Source organism: Pseudomonas sp. GW821-FHT11D10 (genome assembly GCF_058808435.1).
Window position 1 is genome coordinate 589,433 of the sequence record NZ_JBXARR010000002.1, and the last position, 17,327, is coordinate 606,759.

The 17,327-nt window shown below is 62.3% G+C and carries 11 protein-coding genes; 6 read left to right on the forward strand and 5 right to left on the reverse strand.

The window, feature by feature from the left end; genetic code table 11:
• The first annotated feature begins 17 nt into the window (after positions 1-17).
• Both AC1RT4_RS09140 and AC1RT4_RS09145 read left to right on the forward strand, forming a co-directional pair.
• Positions 18-2,975, forward strand: a complete 2,958-nt coding sequence (locus tag AC1RT4_RS09140; protein WP_493085095.1) for an autotransporter outer membrane beta-barrel domain-containing protein — start codon at positions 18-20, stop codon at positions 2,973-2,975.
• A gap of 449 nt (positions 2,976-3,424) precedes the next feature.
• Positions 3,425-4,642: an autotransporter outer membrane beta-barrel domain-containing protein gene (locus AC1RT4_RS09145; RefSeq protein WP_493085097.1), complete on the forward strand. Its 1,218-nt coding sequence runs from the start codon at positions 3,425-3,427 to the stop codon at positions 4,640-4,642.
• 103 nt (positions 4,643-4,745) lie between these two features.
• On the opposite strand, the gene oadA is transcribed toward AC1RT4_RS09145, so the two are convergent.
• Both oadA and AC1RT4_RS09155 read right to left on the reverse strand, forming a co-directional pair.
• Positions 4,746-6,554 carry a sodium-extruding oxaloacetate decarboxylase subunit alpha gene (oadA, locus tag AC1RT4_RS09150; protein ID WP_493085099.1) on the reverse strand — a complete coding sequence of 603 codons (1,809 nt, stop codon included), beginning with the start codon at positions 6,552-6,554 and terminating at the stop codon, positions 4,746-4,748.
• 11 nt (positions 6,555-6,565) lie between these two features.
• Positions 6,566-7,981: an acetyl-CoA carboxylase biotin carboxylase subunit gene (locus AC1RT4_RS09155; protein ID WP_007954255.1), complete on the reverse strand. Its 1,416-nt coding sequence runs from the start codon at positions 7,979-7,981 to the stop codon at positions 6,566-6,568.
• Positions 7,982-8,171: 190 nt separating this feature from the next.
• Here AC1RT4_RS09155 and AC1RT4_RS09160 point away from each other — a divergent pair, with 190 nt between their 5' ends.
• Positions 8,172-9,134, forward strand: coding sequence for a LysR family transcriptional regulator (locus AC1RT4_RS09160; RefSeq protein ID WP_039765068.1), 963 nt, complete (start codon positions 8,172-8,174; stop codon positions 9,132-9,134).
• Here AC1RT4_RS09160 and AC1RT4_RS09165 read toward each other — a convergent pair.
• From AC1RT4_RS09165 to AC1RT4_RS09175, 3 genes are all read right to left on the reverse strand, one after another.
• Positions 9,076-9,282: a PA3496 family putative envelope integrity protein gene (locus AC1RT4_RS09165; protein ID WP_007954251.1), complete on the reverse strand. Its 207-nt coding sequence runs from the start codon at positions 9,280-9,282 to the stop codon at positions 9,076-9,078. The two genes, AC1RT4_RS09160 and AC1RT4_RS09165, sit on opposite strands and share 59 nt — an antisense overlap.
• 108 nt (positions 9,283-9,390) lie before the next feature.
• Positions 9,391-10,257: a transcriptional regulator HexR gene (hexR, locus tag AC1RT4_RS09170; RefSeq protein WP_007954250.1), complete on the reverse strand. Its 867-nt coding sequence runs from the start codon at positions 10,255-10,257 to the stop codon at positions 9,391-9,393.
• A gap of 150 nt (positions 10,258-10,407) precedes the next feature.
• Positions 10,408-13,281, reverse strand: coding sequence for a putative bifunctional diguanylate cyclase/phosphodiesterase (locus AC1RT4_RS09175; protein ID WP_493085103.1), 2,874 nt, complete (start codon positions 13,279-13,281; stop codon positions 10,408-10,410).
• Between the two features lie 259 nt (positions 13,282-13,540).
• On the opposite strand from AC1RT4_RS09175, the gene uvrD reads away from it, so the two are divergent.
• The 3 genes from uvrD (at position 13,541) to AC1RT4_RS09190 (ending at position 17,272) form a co-directional block, all read left to right on the forward strand.
• On the forward strand, positions 13,541-15,724 hold the full coding sequence (gene uvrD, locus AC1RT4_RS09180; RefSeq protein WP_007954248.1) for a DNA helicase II: 2,184 nt from the start codon (positions 13,541-13,543) through the stop codon (positions 15,722-15,724).
• A 53-nt stretch (positions 15,725-15,777) separates the two neighbouring features.
• Positions 15,778-16,218, forward strand: a complete 441-nt coding sequence (locus AC1RT4_RS09185; protein ID WP_493085106.1) for an EamA family transporter — start codon at positions 15,778-15,780, stop codon at positions 16,216-16,218.
• 175 nt (positions 16,219-16,393) lie between these two features.
• Complete coding sequence (locus tag AC1RT4_RS09190; protein ID WP_007954246.1) at positions 16,394-17,272, forward strand: Tim44 domain-containing protein; 879 nt, start codon at positions 16,394-16,396, stop codon at positions 17,270-17,272.
• Positions 17,273-17,327: the final 55 nt, after the last annotated feature.

Below are 17,327 nucleotides of genomic sequence, written 5' to 3' on the forward strand. Positions count from 1 at the left end.
AAAAGGACGTTCTCCCCATGCCCTTCCCGCCCCAGCGCCTGTCGTTTGCCATTGCCCTGCTGATCGCCACCAGTGCCGCCCACGGCAAGACCGTGCAGATCGACACCGCCACCACTGCAGCGCAGACACTGGGCGGCAGCGATACGCTGACCATTTCGGCGCCGGGCAGCATCACGAACAGCGGCAAGGCGATAAGCCTCAAGGACAGCACCAGCGGTGCCGGCGTAATCATCGACAATTCGGGGAAGATCATCTCCACGGGCGGCCGGGCCATCGACAGCAGTGGCGACCTGACCCAGGCACGCAACTACGCCATCCATAACCGCAGCGGCGGGCAGATTCTCGGCTCCAACGACGCGATTCGCATCGACAGCAACTTCGTCAGCGGCAGCCTGCTGATCGACAACAGCGGCACCATTCGCTCGACCACCGGCCAAGGCCTGGATCTGGATGCGTTGCGCAGCGACGGGGTGAAAACCACGATCATCAATCGCGCGGGCGGGCTGATTCGTGGCGAAGCGAGCGATGGCATGAAGACCGGCGCCAACGCGACCATCAGCAACTACGGCGAGATTTCCACTGGCGACTCGCACAACGCCGACGAGAAGTTCGACGGCATCGATATCGACACCGCGACCGGCGTCAGCGTGACCAACTACGGCGTGATTTCGGGCGGGCGCCATGGCATCACCACTGACCTGGGGGCGACGCTGGTCAACTACGGGCAGATCACCGGGCGCAACGGCTCCGGTTTCGGTTCCGATGGCGACGGCACGGTGATCAACCACGGCACCATCACTGGCGCCTATTCCGGGTTGCAACCCAACGGCGACGGCGACGGCGTGGACATCGACAAGATTGCCCACATCGAAAACTACGGCACCATTCAGGGCGTCGGCGCCGGCGGTGTGGACAAAGGTGGCTTCGCCAATGGCAGTGAAGGCATTGCGCTGGGCGGCGGTTACATTCTCAACGCAAAAGACGCCCTGATCAGCGGTGCCAACAGCGCTATTCTGGTGGACGACGGCAGCGGCGGTTCGGGGCTGGCGGCCACCACGCTGGAGAACTACGGCACCATCCAGGGCCTCAACGGTTTCGGCGTGAAATTCGTCGGTGAGTTCGCCGACAACGTGATCAACGGCGGCACGATCAGCGGCAGCGACGGCCTGGCGCTGGATCTGGGCGGTGGCAATGACAGCCTGACCCTGCGCAACGGCAGCCGTTTTGTCGGCGTGGTCGACGGTGGCAGCGGTTTTGACCGGGTGTTGATGGACGACGCGGCGGGCGGCAGCTTCGGTGCGAGCCGCAACTTTGAATGGCTGGAAGTCAAACAAGGCGCCTGGACGCTCACCGGCAGCGGCGACTTCAGCGACGGCGGCGCCGTGCGCAACGGCGCTACCCTGATCAACCAGGGTGGCATCGCCGGCAATCTGACCGTGGACGCAGGTGGTGTGTATGCCGGCGGCGGGTCGGTAGGCAACCTCAACGTCAATGGCACCTTGCGCACAGACACCCGCCTCGGCACCGCGACCATCGTGCACGACTTGAACATGGGCCGCGCATCCACCCTCGCCTACGGCGTCAACGCCGATGGCAGCAGCGCGCCGGTCCAGATCGGTGGCACGGCCAACCTCAACGGCGCGACGCTGGCAGTCAATCCCGGCAGCGGCACTTATCCGTGGCAGAGCCATTACACGGTGCTGCAGGCTGCGCGAGTCAACGGCACGTTCGGCGCGGTCACCAGCGACTACGCGTTCCTCACCCCGACCCTCGCTTACACGCCAACGCAGGTCGACCTGACTTACACCCGCAATGACGTGGCGTTCAATGAATTCGCCGCCACCGGCAACAGCAGCAACGCCGCCAACAGCCTGGCCTCGATCGGCAAGAACAATGCGCTGTACAACGCCTTGCTCAACACCACTCAAAGCAGTGCAGGCGCGGCCATCGAGCAACTGGCCGGCGCCAGCAACGCCAACCTGACCAGTGCCACCCTCGGCGCCAGCAGCCAGGTCGGCAGCAGCATGCTCTCGGCGATGCAGCAAATGGGTGGCAGCCCAGGCTTGATGGTCGGCCTCGATCAGCGTGATGCGCCGATCCTCGCCGCCAACGGCGTACCGTCCGAAGCGCGAAACCTGAACGATCCGAACGCCCGGGGCCGGCTCTGGCTGCAGGCCATCGGCGGCTACGGCAAGCTGGATGGCGAACACGGCAGCAGCGGTCTGGAACAACGCACCAAGGGCAGCGTGCTCGGGGCCGACTGGGCACTGAATCCACAATGGCGTCTGGGCGTGCTCGGTGGCTATTCGAAGACCGACCTGGACGCCACCGGCGTCGACGGCAATGTCGAGAGCTGGCATGCCGGTGTTTATGCGCTGCATCAAAACGGCCCGATCGCCTTGCGCCTGGGCGCGGCGTACAGCGGCCATCAGGGCGAAAGCAAGCGCACCATCGCATTCAATGGTTTCAGCGATCGTCCCAAGGGCGATTACGACGCCGACAGCCAGCAAGCGTTCGCCGAACTCGGCTACGCCATGGGCACTGGCCGGCTGAGCGCCGAACCGTTCGCCAGCCTCGGCTACCAGCGCTATCACCGCGACCGCTATCAGGAAAAGGGCGGCGCGGCGGCCTTGCAGGTCGACAGCCAGACCCAGGACAACTTCAGCAGCACCTTCGGCGTGCGACTGGCGCACCTCAGCTCGCTGGACAATGGCATGAGCCTGACTCCACGGATGGCCGCTGGCTGGAAGCACACCTACGGCGATGTCAGCAGCTCGACCCGTCAGGCCTTTGTCGTTGGCGGCACGGCGTTCAGCGTCGATGGCAGCTCACTGGATCGTGACAGCCTCGTACTCGAAGCGGGACTGGATCTGGGCATTTCCGCGCGACATACGCTGGGGCTGGGATACGCCGGCGAGATTGGCAGTAACAGCCGTAATCACGGGTTGATCGGGCAGTGGCAGATGAGTTTTTGAGATTTCGCCAATCCGGATTTCAGCGGGCGTTGTAGGTAAAGGCGTCTGGTCAATCGGGTAATCATGGCGGGTTCTTTACTTGCCAACACCCGGGCTACAAAAGCAGACGCCATCACCTGCATCCGGCTCGGAATTGCCCGGCATCGGCGCACCCGTCTCGACTTTTACAGTTTGGCCTCATTTCACATGAGACGAACTGAATGCCCATTCAATGCAAATACAAGCTCCAACACCTTGTCCTGGCAGTTGCACTGGTAGTCGGTTGCGTAGAGTTTTCGCTGGCGGAGCAGTCGGAGCCCGACGCGCCCGTCATGGACGAAGTGAAACCCAAGCCTGCGCGCAAGAAGAAAGAAAAACCTGCTCCGCTTAATCTCGCTGAAGAAACAGCGCGTGAGGAAAGGATCGCTCCGCCACTGGAAACAATCCCCGCCAGCACTGAGATTCCGGCGGTGCCCGCTCACACAGCCGACGACATTCCATCCAGCAAACTCGCCACGACAGAGAGCGGCAGCGCGCTCGAAGAAAGCCTGGAAAAACCAGCGCCCTCACCGGAACCGGTTCTGGCCGAAACACCCGCAGCACAACAAACCCAAGTGGTTGACCAGCCGCCGCCAACGGACACCCCTTCACCACCGGGCAACGCGGCCGTTGCGGCCATGCTCGCTGCCGACGAAACCACGGCGGCCCTCGCCCTCGATCAACTGGCCGGCGGCAGCAACGCCAACCTCGCCAAGGCCACCTTGAGCAGCGTCACACCGGTCAGTGCCAGCTTGTTGTCGGCCATGCACCAGCTCGACAACCTGTATGACAACCAACGAAGCGCCCCTCACCACGCGGCCGGAAACGCCGAGAACGGCAGGGTCTGGCTGCAGGCCCTCGGTCATAGCGGGAAACTGGATCGCGATGTGGAGCCCATGCAGCACTCCACCAAAGGACTGCTGCTCGGTGCGGACTGGCGCCTCGACGAAGAATGGCGCCTGGGTTTGATGGGCGGCACCTCCGACACGCGCATGGACAGCAAGGAACTGGACGGCGACCTCGACAGTTGGCACCTCGGTGCCTACGCCTTGCGCCAGACCGGTCCGCTGTCACTTCGGTTCGGCGCAGCCTGGAGCAACCATGAAGGCAGTACCCGCCGCGAAGTCGCCTTCGGCCGCTTCCATGACCGACTAAAAGGCAACTACCAGGCCACTACCCAGCAAGCGTTCATCGAGTCGGGATACAACCTCGGTCGGGCCAACGTCAGCATCGAACCCTTTGCCAGCCTCGGCTATCAACGCTACCAGCGTGACGGCTACACCGAGAAAGGCGGGGCGGCGGCGCTCAAGGTCGATGATCAATCTCAGGGCAACTTCAACACCACCGTCGGCCTGCGCATGGCGAAAGTCAGCATGCTGGATAACGGCATGCGCCTCACGCCACAATTCAGCGCCGGATGGAAACATGTTTATGGCGAGACCTACACCAGCACCCGACAACGTCTGGTCACCGGCGGCCATGACTACACCGTTTACGGCGCGGAGCTGGATCGCAACAGCCTGACGCTCGACACCGGGCTGGATCTGGCCGTCTCGTCCAGCCACACACTCGGTGTTGGCTTGTCGGGTGAGATCGGTACCGACAGCCGAAACCACGGCGTATCGGGGCAGTGGCGAATGGCGTTCTGAGCCCGGACTGGCTGCTGCCGCACGTTGCGGCAGCAACTTGAAAGCAAAAAAAGGGGAGCACATGCTCCCCCGAGGTTTAAAGCGTTGTATCGCGGCCGTTATCTCAGCCTTCGATCTCGATCAGGATTTCACCCGGGTTCACCCGGTCGCCCTTGGCAACGTGGATAGCGGTGACCTTGCCGGCAATCGCCGCCTGGACTTCGGTCTCCATTTTCATCGCTTCGGTGATCAGCACAGCCTGGCCCGCCTTGACGGTGTCGCCTTCTTTGACCAGCACATCGACGATGTTGCCCGGCATGGTGGTGCTGACATGGCCCGGGGCCGAAGCCTGCTTGCGCTTGCTGCTGCCGCCGCCGACGAATTCGTTGAGCGGCTCGAACACCACTTCTTCCGGCATGCCGTCGATGGACAGGTAGAAGTGACGCTTGCCTTCAGCCTTGACGCCGACACCGGTGATGTCCACGCGGTAGGTTTCGCCGTGAACGTCGATGACGAACTCGGTCGGTACGCCTTCGCCGCCGGCCGAAGCCACCTTGCCCGCTTCCGGGATCGGCAGCAGCACTTCCGGGGTGAGGGTGCCGGCGGCACGCTCTTCGAGGAACTTGCGGCCGATGTCCGGGAACATGGCGAAGGTCAGCACGTCTTCTTCGGACTTGGCCAGTGCGCCGATATCGGCACGCAGCTTGGTCATTTCCGGCTTGAGTAGATCGGCCGGACGTACGTCGATCACCTCTTCGCTGCCGATGGCCTGACGACGCAGTTTTTCGTTCACGGTGCCCGGCGCCTTGCCGTAGCCACCTTGCAGGTAAAGCTTCACTTCATTGGTGATGGTCTTGTAGCGCTCGCCGGCCAGCACGTTGAAGAACGCCTGCGTGCCGACGATCTGCGAAGTCGGGGTCACCAGCGGCGGGAAGCCGAGGTCTTCACGCACACGCGGGATCTCCGCCAGCACTTCAGCCATGCGGTTCAGAGCGCCCTGCTCTTTCAACTGGTTGGCCAGGTTGGAAATCATCCCGCCCGGCACCTGGTTGACTTGAACACGGGTGTCGACGGCGGTGAATTCGCTTTCGAACTGGTGATACTTCTTGCGCACGGCGTAGAAGTACAGGCCGATTTCCTGCAGCAGCTCCAGGTTCAGACCGGTATCGAACTCGGTGCCTTTGAGTGCAGCGACCATGGATTCGGTGCCAGGGTGACTGGTGCCCGAAGCGAAGCTGGAGATCGCGGTGTCGATGTGGTCGGCACCGTTTTCGATCGCCTTGAGCTGGCACATGGTTGCCAGGCCAGCGGTGTCGTGGGAGTGGATGAACACTGGCAGCGACTGCTCGGCTTTCAGTGCACGCACCAGCTCACCGGTCGCGTATGGGGTCAGCAGACCGGCCATGTCCTTGATCGCCACCGAGTCGCAACCCATGGCTTCCATTTGCTTGGCCTGGGCGACGAACGCATCGATGGTGTGCACCGGGCTGGTGGTGTAGGCGATGGTGCCCTGGGCGTGTTTGCCGGCAGCCTTCACCGCTTCGATCGCCACGCGCAGGTTACGCACGTCGTTCATCGCGTCGAAGATGCGGAACACGTCGATGCCGTTGACCGCGGCCTTGGCGACGAACGCCTTGACCACGTCATCGCTGTAATGGCGATAGCCCAGCAGGTTCTGCCCGCGCAGGAGCATTTGCAGACGGGTGTTGGGCAGCGCGGCGCGCAGTTGGCGCAGACGCTCCCACGGGTCTTCTTTCAGGAAACGCACGCAGGCGTCGAAGGTCGCGCCACCCCAGCATTCCAGCGACCAGTAGCCGACTTTGTCGAGCTTGTCGCAGATCGGCAGCATGTCTTCGGTGCGCATGCGGGTGGCGAGCAGCGATTGGTGGGCGTCGCGCAGGATGGTGTCGGTTACGAAAATCTTTTTAGTCATTGTTCTATTCCTCACAGGCCTGCGTGGGCGGCGATGGCGGCGGCGATGGCCAGGGCCAGCTCTTCGGGTTTGCGCTTGATCGAGTAGTTGGTCAGTTCAGGGTGGCTTTCCACGAAGCTGGTATTGAACTGGCCGCTACGGAATTCCGGGTTGCGCAGGATTTCCTGGTAGTACGCGGCGGTGGTCTTCACGCCTTGCAGACGCATGTCGTCAAGGGCGCGCAGACCGCGGTCCATGGCCTCTTCCCAGGTCAGCGCCCACACCACCAGTTTCAGGCACATCGAGTCGTAGAACGGCGGAATGGTGTAGCCGGTGTAGATCGCCGTGTCGGTACGCACGCCCGGGCCGCCGGGGGCGTAGTAGCGCGTGATCTTGCCGAAGCTCGGCAGGAAGTTGTTTTTCGGGTCTTCGGCGTTGATCCGGAACTGCAGGGCAAAACCGCGGTGTTGAATGTCTTCCTGCTTCACCGACAGCGGCAGACCAGAGGCGATGCGGATCTGTTCGCGGACGATGTCGATCCCGGTGATTTCTTCGGTGATGGTGTGTTCCACCTGCACCCGGGTGTTCATCTCCATGAAGTACACCTCGCCCTCGGCGAGCAGGAACTCCACGGTGCCGGCGTTCTCGTAACCCACGGCCTTGGCTGCGCGCACCGACAGGTCGCCGATGTAGGCGCGCTGTTCCGGGGTCAGTTGCGGGCTCGGGGCGATTTCGATCAGCTTCTGGTTTCGGCGCTGGATCGAGCAGTCACGTTCGAACAGATGCACGACGTTGCCGAAACTGTCGCCGAGGATCTGCGCTTCGATGTGTTTCGGATTGACGATGCATTTTTCCAGGAACACTTCCGCCGAACCGAAGGCCTTGGTGGCTTCGGAAATGACCCGGGGGAAGTTCTGTTCGAGTTCTTCGCGGCTGTTGCAGCGACGGATACCGCGACCGCCACCTCCGGAAGTGGCCTTGAGCATCACCGGGTAACCAATGCGGTCGCCCTCGCTCAACGCTTCCTCAATGCCCGAGACGTTGCCTTCGGTGCCCGGCGTAACCGGCACGCCGGCCTTGATCATGCTGCGGCGCGCTTCGGTCTTGTCGCCCATGCGGCGGATGACTTCCGCCGACGGGCCGATGAATTTGATGCCGCGTTCGGCGCAGATGTCTGCCAGTTCGGCGTTTTCCGAGAGGAAACCGTAGCCGGGGTGCAGTGCATCGCAGCCGGTTTCCACGGCCAGGTTCACCAGCTTGCGCGGGTTCAGGTAACCGGCCAGCGGCTCGGCACCAATGCTGTGGGCCTCATCCGCACGCTTCACATGCAAGGCATGCCGGTCGGCGTCGGAATAGATCGCGACCGAGCGGATGCCCATCTCGGCGCAGGCACGCACGATTCGTACGGCAATCTCACCACGGTTGGCGATCAGGATCTTTGTTATCACTTGGAGGTTCCCTTGAGCCGGTGGCACCACGACCTGCTAGACCCAGGTCGGCACGTGACCAAATGTTTCAATCTGGTCTCGGCTCCACACTAGCGCTGACAAGGGATTAACAAAAATGAATAAAAATTGGGTCAGGCATAAGTAAAGACTTATAGTCAACGCATCAGCCCGCGGTCAGAGTCGGTAGAAAATGCGTAAGTCCTTGATGCGTATGACATTGCGTCAATTGCAGATCTTCAACGAAGTGTGCGATTTGCGCTCCTACAGCCGCGCTGCCGAGGAAATGTCGCTCACGCAACCGGCCGTCAGCCTACAGATTCGTCAGCTCGAAGAGCTGATCGGGCAGCCATTATTCGATTACGTCGGCAAAAAACTCTACATGACCGAAGCGGCCGAAGCACTTCAGCGCGCCAGCCGGGACATCTTTGGCCGCCTGGAAAACCTCGACATGCAGCTGTCGGACATGCAGGGCTCGCTGCAGGGCCAGTTGAAGCTGGCGGTGGAATCCAGCGCCAAATACTTCGTGCCGCACCTGTTCGCGGCGTTCAAGCGCCAGCATCCGGAAGTGAACCTGCAACTGACGGTGGTCAACCGTGGCCAGGTCATCCGCCGGCTCTCCGACAACCGCGACGATCTGGTGATCATGTCGATGGTGCCGCAGGACATGGGCCTGGAGTTCCTGCCGTTCCTCAATAACCCGATCGTTGCCGTGGCGCGGCCGGATCACCCACTGGCGCACATGGGCCCGCTGCGCTTGCAGGATCTGGAACCTTACACCCTGCTGATCCGCGAACCCGGCTCGGGCACGCGACTGGCCTGCGAGGAGTATTTCAAGGAGAAGCGCGTGCACTTCACCCAGACCCAGGAAGTGGCGTCGGCCGAAGCCCAGCGTGAATGCGTGGTGGCGGGTCTGGGCCTGGCGCTGTTGACGCGCCACGCCCTGAACCTGGAGCTGGCGACCGGCGGCCTGGTCGAGCTGCCGGTCGAAGAGTTGCCGCTGTTTCGCAGCTGGTGCCTGGTGCAAGCCAAAGCCAAACGGCTGTCACCGGTGGCGCACGCCTTCCTGGCGTTTATCCGCAGCGAACGGGTGCAGATCAGCGCGCTGGTTGAGCGCTTCGACGGGAAGCTGCCGGCGCTGCCTGCCAGTGATTGATGTCCTCGGGAAAATCGCCGATTTCGGCCTGAAGCTGGCGAAGTTCGAAGCGATCTTCGATGGCGCGGCGAAATTCCATGCGGCGCTGGTCTTCCTGCTGACGACGGGTTTTCGCGGCGCTGTTGCGTTCTTCGTAAGGCTGAGCCATTTCGAGTCTCCCAAGGCGATGACGGGAGTTTCACGATAGGCGCGGTGGATGACGATTTGGCTGCGTCGGGGTTACAGGCTGATGAAGATTGCCTTCACCCCACGACAATCAGTCATCCAGCGCTTTCACCGACTTTGGCGACAGCCGCAAGCTGCGCAGGCTGCGCTTGACGCTCTTGAGGTGGTTGACGAGGCTCGGCCCACGCGCCATAGCCACGCCCATCGCCAGCACGTCGATCACCACCAGGTGAGCGATACGCGAGGTCAGCGGGGTATAGATTTCGGTGTCTTCGTGAACGTCGATCGCCAGGTTGACGGTCGACAGCTCGGCCAGCGGCGTCTGGCTCGGGCACAAGGTGATCAGCGACGCACCGCTCTCGCGTACGAGGTTGGCGGTGATCAGCAGGTCTTTGGAGCGGCCGGACTGGGAAATGCAGATCGCCACGTCGGTGGGCTTCAGCGTCACCGCCGACATCGCCTGCATGTGCGGGTCGGAGTACGCCGCCGCCGTCAGCAGCAGGCGGAAGAACTTGTGCTGCGCATCCGCCGCCACCGCGCCCGACGCACCAAAACCGTAGAACTCGACGCGCTGGGCCTGGGACATTAGCGTCACCGCTCGTTGCAGCTCCAGAGGATCGAGCTTCTCGCGAACCTCCATCAACGTGTGCAACGTGGTATCGAAAATCTTCAGGCTGTAGTCGGCGACCGAGTCGTCTTCATGGATCGCGAACTGACCGAAGCTGGCGCCGGCCGCGAGGCTTTGCGCGAGCTTGAGTTTCAGATCCTGGAAACCGGAACAACCGATGGCCCGACAGAAGCGCACGATGGTCGGCTCGCTGATGCCGACGCTGTGGGCCAGGTCGGCCATGGAACTGTGCATCACTGCCGCAGGGTCAAGCAGCACGTGGTCGGCGACCTTGAGCTCCGACTTGCGTAACAGGTGACGTGACTGGGCGATGTGTTGCAGCAGATTCAAGGGGCTGGACTCTTGTTATGGAAAGATGTGCTTTGGCCAGATGCCGGGGATGTAGCAAGCTTGTAGTTATACTACATGAATCGGCTTTTTGCCTGCTCAATGCGTAACTCGATCCCCCCGGATCAGGCGACATGCGCTGCATGTAGCCCTTTAAAGCGGTTTTTCCTGTTCACGCAGCAATGCGGCAAGGCCGACCGCCTCCACCGGACGGCTGATCAGATAGCCCTGCACCTCGTCGCAACCTTCAGCTTTCAGAAACGCCAGCTGGTCGGATCGCTCGACACCTTCGGCGACAACTTTCAGTGACAGCCCATGAGCCATCGCAATGATCGCCCGGGTGATCGCCGCATCTTCGCTGCCCTCGCCCAACCCGCGAATAAAGGCCTGATCGATCTTCACGTAGTCCACCGGAATCCGTTTCAGATAGCTCAGCGATGAATAGCCGGTGCCGAAATCGTCAATCGCCAGTTTCACCCCCAAATCCCGCAACTGCTGGAACGTGGCGATGATGTGTTCGACGCTGTCGAGCAGTTGGCTTTCGGTCAGTTCCAGTTCGAGGTAGTGCGGTGCCAGGCCGGTTTCCTCCAGCACCTGACGCACCAGACTGACCAGTTTGCCCTGACGCAGCTGATGCACCGACAGGTTCACCGAAACCCGGATCGGCGCCAGCCCCTGACGCTGCCATTCACACGCCTGCCAGCAGGCCTGGCGCAGCACGAATTCGCCGATTGGCCCGATCAGCCCCGTCTCCTCCGCCAGGCCGATGAAGTCTCCCGGCGGCACTCGGCCCATGGTCGGGTGATCCCAGCGCACCAGCGCTTCCGCCGCGTTGAGACGGCCTGTCGCCAGGCACAGTTTGGGTTGATAGAAGACGTTGAGCTGCTTTTCCTCGATAGCTTTGCGCAGCTGGTTTTCCAGTTGCAGGCGCTCCAGCGTGCTGGCCTGCAGACTGTCGGTGTAGAACTGGAAGTTGTTGCCGCCCAGGTGCTTGGCATGTTGCATGGCCATGTTCGACTGGCTGACCAGCGCGGAAATCTCCCGGGCGTTGTCCGGCAGCATGCTGATGCCCATCGAGGCGCTGACCACCAGTTCATGCCCGTCCACGGTCAACGGCAGTCGCAGCTTGGTCGACAATCGCGTGGCGACCCGCGCCAGGCTCGACAGGTTGCCGTAGGCGTCAAACAGCACCGCGAACTCGTCGCCGGACAGCCGGGCAATGGTGTCGGCTTCCGGCAAGGCGTTGACCAGCCGACGGGACATCTTTTGCAGCAACTGGTCGGCGATCTCGTGGCCGAGGCTGTCGTTGAGCAACTTGAAGCGATCCAGATTGATGTGCAGCAGCGCCAGACTCCGGCGTCCGCCCTGCCGCACCCGCTGATGCGCTTCGTGCAGGCGTTCGCGGAACAGCGAGCGATTGGCCAGACCGGTGAGTTCGTCGTAGTGGGTCAGATAGCGCATGCGCTCTTCAGATTCGCGGCGCGCCGACAGATCGGCGAAGAAGCCGACGATATGACTGACATTTCCCCGACTGTCGCGCACGGCATTCAATTGCAGCCATTGCGGATACAGCTCGCCGTTCTTGCGGGTCTCCACCAGTTCGCCCTGCCAGCTGCCGTGCTGCTCCAGCGCGTGGCGGATCGCGACGTAATGCCGGCGGGCATCGCGGCTGCACGGCAGTTCGACGACGTTGCGCCCGAGCATGTCGTCGATGTCATACCCGGTGACCCGGCTGAAGGCCTGATTGATGGCAATCAGCGAATAATTCGGGTCGAGGATCACGATACCTTCGCTGGCGGCCTCGAACACCGTCGCCGCCAGTTGCTGTTGGGCTTCCAGGCTTTTGCTGACGCTGATGTCGCGGCGCGTGCCGACCATGCGGATGACCCGGCCGTTCTCATCGCGCTCCACCGCCCGCCCACGGTCTTCGATCCAGACCCAGTGGCCGTCGCCGTGGCGCACGCGGTATTCGATCTGATAATCCTCGGTGCGCCCCTTCAAGTGCTCGATCAACGCGCGCTTGAGCGGCGGCACATCTTCGGGGTGCAGGCGTGGCCGCAGATGCCTGAGCAGCCCGGTGACGTATTCCGGGTCAAGGCCAAACAATTCCTGAATCTGCGTGTGGTGAACTTCGTCAGTCTGCAGGTTCCAGTCCCACAGCCCCAGCTCACTGGCCTTCAACGCCAGGGCCAGACGCGCCTCGCTTTTGCTCAGGGCCTGGTTGGCGACGTCCAGTTCCCGGCTGCGCTGGGCGACCCGGTCTTCCAGCTCGACTTGGGCTTCACGCAACTTGCCCTCGGCGCAGCGCCGGTGTTCGATTTCCTTCGCCAGCTCCTGATTGAGCTGTTCGCTGCGGGTTTGCGTTTGTTGCAGGTGTTCGATCAGGTGCTGGTTCTGAAAGCGCCGCAGCAAACCGCGATCGATCAGCCGATTGACCTGCCACGCCACCACACTCAGCGAGCCGAGCAGAATCAGCCCGAGCCAGCCCCAGCCGCGTGCCAGTTCGTCACCGCCCCAGAACAGGTAGCCGATGGCCGGCAGCAGGCACGGCAAGGTAAAGGAAAGGAAGGCCGGAATGCTCACGGCGTAAGCCACGCTGGCCGACAGGGTCGCGGCGCCGATCAGGCCGAACACCCAGGCCTGCTGCATGAAATTGTCGGCGGGGACCAGGGCGATGCCGGCGCCGGCCAGGGTCAAGCCGGTCATGGTGGAGCCGAGCAGGAACATCCGCCCCCAGATCGGCTGGGCCTGGCGATCGGGAATCGCCGAGTCGAACGCGGCGACCTGAATCACCCGCAACGCCACCAGCGACAGCAGCCACACCAGCCAGACGCTGACCACGAAGTAACGCTGCGGGCTCCAGAGCAGACCGGCGCAAACCAGACCATTGATCAACATGAACAGGGTGGGCAACAGCGAACCCTGATAAAGAAGGCGCGTGCGCTCGACCGCCATCTGGGTGGCGTAATGCTTGCGGATTACCCGAGGCTCCACGGAGGGGCCCGACAGGTCGAAGCTGAGGGTCATAGGCAACGTTCTTGTTCTTATAAGTGTGAGCATGCGCCCGGAAACGTGGACGGAGCATACACAAGCCGAACCACTTGCCAAACTGCTCCAGATCATAATTTCACCGAAACTTTTCCACCGCTCGTCACCCTCCAAAGCCCCGACGCCAGGCGGGCCAACGCCTGTAGCCGGTGACCGACCGGTCGTCACGGGCGGCACTTTCATCGGCTAATGCAAAGCTCGGTTTGCCCGGGCCTTCGGCGCACCCTAGAATGCCCCGATGCGCGATGATCTCTCCCTTCTGCTGAACTCCCTCAACGATGCCCAACGCCAGGCCGTAGCGGCTCCCGTTGGTCGTCAATTGGTCCTGGCCGGTGCCGGCTCCGGCAAAACCCGAGTGCTGGTGCACCGTATCGCCTGGTTGATCCAGGTCGAGAACGCCTCGCCCCACTCGATCCTGTCGGTGACCTTCACCAATAAAGCCGCTGCCGAGATGCGTCACCGCATCGAGCAATTGCTGGGCATCAACCCGGCCGGCATGTGGGTCGGCACCTTCCACGGCCTGGCGCACCGCCTGCTGCGGGCGCACTGGCAGGAAGCCGGGCTGAGCCAGACCTTTCAGATTCTCGACAGCGACGACCAGCAGCGGCTGGTCAAGCGGGTGATCCGCGAGCTGGGGCTGGACGAACAACGCTGGCCGGCCCGTCAGGCCCAGTGGTTCATCAACGGGCAGAAAGACGAAGGTCTGCGTCCGCAACACATTCAAGCCAGCGGCGATCTGTTCCTGGCCACCATGCGCGGCATTTATGAAGCGTACGAGGCGGCGTGCCAGCGTGCCGGCGTCATCGACTTCTCCGAACTGCTGCTGCGCGCCCTCGACCTGTGGCGCGACCACCCGGGCCTGCTGGCGCACTACCAAAAGCGTTTCCGACACATTCTGGTGGACGAATTCCAGGACACCAACGCCGTGCAGTACGCCTGGTTGCGGCTGCTGGGCAAGGGCGGCGACAGCCTGATGGTGGTCGGCGACGACGACCAGTCGATCTACGGCTGGCGCGGCGCGAAAATCGAGAACATCCACCAGTACTCTTCGGACTTCCCGGATTCGGTGACCATCCGTCTGGAACAGAACTACCGCTCCACGGCCGGCATCTTGAAGGCCGCCAACGCCCTGATCGCCAACAATACCGGGCGTCTCGGCAAAGAGCTGTGGACCGATGGTGGCGACGGCGAAGCAATCAACCTTTACGCCGCCTTCAACGAACACGATGAGGCGCGCTACGTTGTCGAAACCATCGAAAGCGCGCTGAAAACCGGCCTGGCTCGCAGCGATATCGCGATTCTCTACCGCTCCAACGCCCAATCGCGCGTTCTGGAGGAAGCCTTGCTGCGTGAACGCATTCCGTACCGCATCTATGGCGGCCAGCGCTTCTTCGAGCGGGCGGAAATCAAGAACGCCATGGCTTACCTGCGCTTGCTGGAAGGTCGTGGCAACGATGCGGCGCTGGAACGGGTGATCAACGTCCCGGCTCGCGGCATCGGCGAGAAAACCGTCGAAGCGATCCGCGACCATGCGCGGCACAGCGATGTGTCGATGTGGGAAGCCATGCGCCAGCTGGTGGCCAACAAGGGTCTGACCGGTCGCGCCGCCGGTGCGCTGGGGGCGTTCATCGAACTGATCGAGAACCTCGCCGCCAAGTGCGCCGAGATGCCATTGCACCTGATGACCCAGACCGTCATCGAGCAGTCCGGGCTGATCGCCTACCACGAAGCGGAAAAAGGCGAGAAAGGCCAGGCCCGGGTGGAAAACCTTGAGGAACTGGTCAGCGCCGCGCGCAACTTCGAGAACACCGAAGAAGACGAAGAGCTGACGCCACTGGCGGCGTTCCTCGGCCACGCTTCGCTGGAGGCTGGCGACACGCAGGCCGACGAACACGAAGACAGCATTCAGTTGATGACCCTGCATAGCGCCAAGGGCCTGGAATTCCCTTACGTGTTCCTGGTGGGCATGGAAGAAGGCCTGTTCCCGCACAAGATGAGCCTGGAAGAACCGGGACGCCTTGAGGAGGAGCGGCGTCTGGCCTATGTCGGCATTACCCGGGCGATGCAGAATCTGGTGATGACCTATGCTGAAACCCGACGTCTGTACGGCAGCGAAACCTACAACAAGGTGTCGCGCTTCGTACGGGAAGTACCGAAAGGCCTGATTCAGGAAGTGCGCCTGTCCAACAGCGTCAGCCGGCCGTTCGGCGGCAACCAGTCGATGGGCGGCAGCAACCTGTTCAGCGGCAGCGAGATTCCGGAAACCGGCTTGAGCCTTGGCCAGGCTGTCCGTCACTCGATCTTCGGCGACGGCGTGATCCTCAACTTCGAAGGCGCCGGCGCCCAGGCCCGGGTACAGGTGAACTTCGCCGAAGGCAGCAAGTGGCTGATGCTCGGGTACGCGAAGCTGGAAGCTATCTAAGTCATCGTTCGTTCCCGCGCCCGACGCGGGAACGGGCACTGGAGGCAACATCCATGGGCTCGGGTTTCTTTTCCTCCTGGACATTCTGGGCCCTGCTTTCGGCCACTTTCGCCGCGCTGACGGCCATCTTCGCCAAGATCGGCATCGAAAACGTCAACTCCGACTTCGCCACCCTGCTGCGCACAATCGTCGTATTGGTCAGTCTGGCCTTGATTTTGTACGCCACGGGCCAATATCAGTCCTTGGGATCGATCTCCGCCAAGAGCTACCTGTTCCTGCTGTTGTCGGGCCTGGGCACCGGCGCTTCGTGGCTGTGCTACTTCCGGGCGTTGAAAATCGGCCCGGCATCGCTGGTCGCCCCGGTGGACAAGCTCAGCGTGGTCTTCGTGGCGGTGCTCGGTGTGATCCTGCTGGGCGAGAAACTCGACCTGCGCCAGTGGGGCGGCATCGGCCTGATCACCGCCGGTGTGGTGATGCTGGCCTTGCGGCGCTGATCCATTTCCTGCTGAACCTATCTACTTTTCCTACAGACAAAAGTACATGGCCTTATTGCCCCGACCGAGCTGAACGTAACCTGTCAGGCAAAAGCCCGAAACACTCTCTCGCTAGCCAGTAACACTTCAGCTGTGCAACATGGCGCGCGTGTCTCCACAAACGGGAATTCCCTTTATGAAACGTTTTCTTAGCATCGCCATGGCGTTGTGCATCGGCCTGACGATGAGCCTCGACGCCAACGCCAAGCGCTTTGGTGGTGGCAAAAGTGCCGGCGCTGCGCCGACACACCAGACCAGCCAGATGGCTCCTTCTTCTCCAGGCATGGGCGGCGCTGCGGCGACTGCTGGTGCTGCCGGTGCCGCGGGCGCTGCGGCCAAGGCCGGCGGTGCTTCGAAATGGCTCGGCCCTCTGGCCGGCATCGCGGCCGGTGGCTTGCTCGCTTCCATGTTCATGGGCGGCGGCTTCGAAGGCATGCAGTTCTTCGACATCCTGATCATGGCCGTGATCGCGTTCGTGATCTTCCGCTTCATCGCCGCCCGTCGCCGCAAGCAGCAGGAGCAGTTCGCTCCTGCCGGCGCGCCGATGCAGCGTGAAGTGTTCGAACAGAAGCCAGCAGCCATGGGTTCGATCTTCGGTGGCTCGGCCGCACCTGCTGCCGCCCGTCCGGTGATCAACGCGCCGGCCTGGTTCAACGAACAGCGTTTCCTCGAAGCTGCCCGCAGCCACTTCCAGGCGCTGCAGCAGCACTGGGACGCCAACGAAATGGACAAGATCGCCGAGTTCGTGACTCCGCAAATGTTCGAGTTCCTCAAGCGCGAGCGCGCGGAGCTGGGCGATGCCTTCCAGTCCACCTACATCGACAACCTCCAGGTACAACTGGATGGCGTGGATGACCGTGCGGACAAGACCATCGCTACCCTGACCTTCAACGGCGTGTCGAAGACCTCGCGTTTCGACCAGCAGGGCGAAGTGTTCAGCGAAAGCTGGAACATGGAACGTCCACAGGGCGACAACCAGCCTTGGCTGGTCGCCGGTATCCGCCAGAACGGCTGATCACCTCCGACGTTTTACTCGCTGCAATAAAAACCCCGGCCTCGGCCGGGGTTTT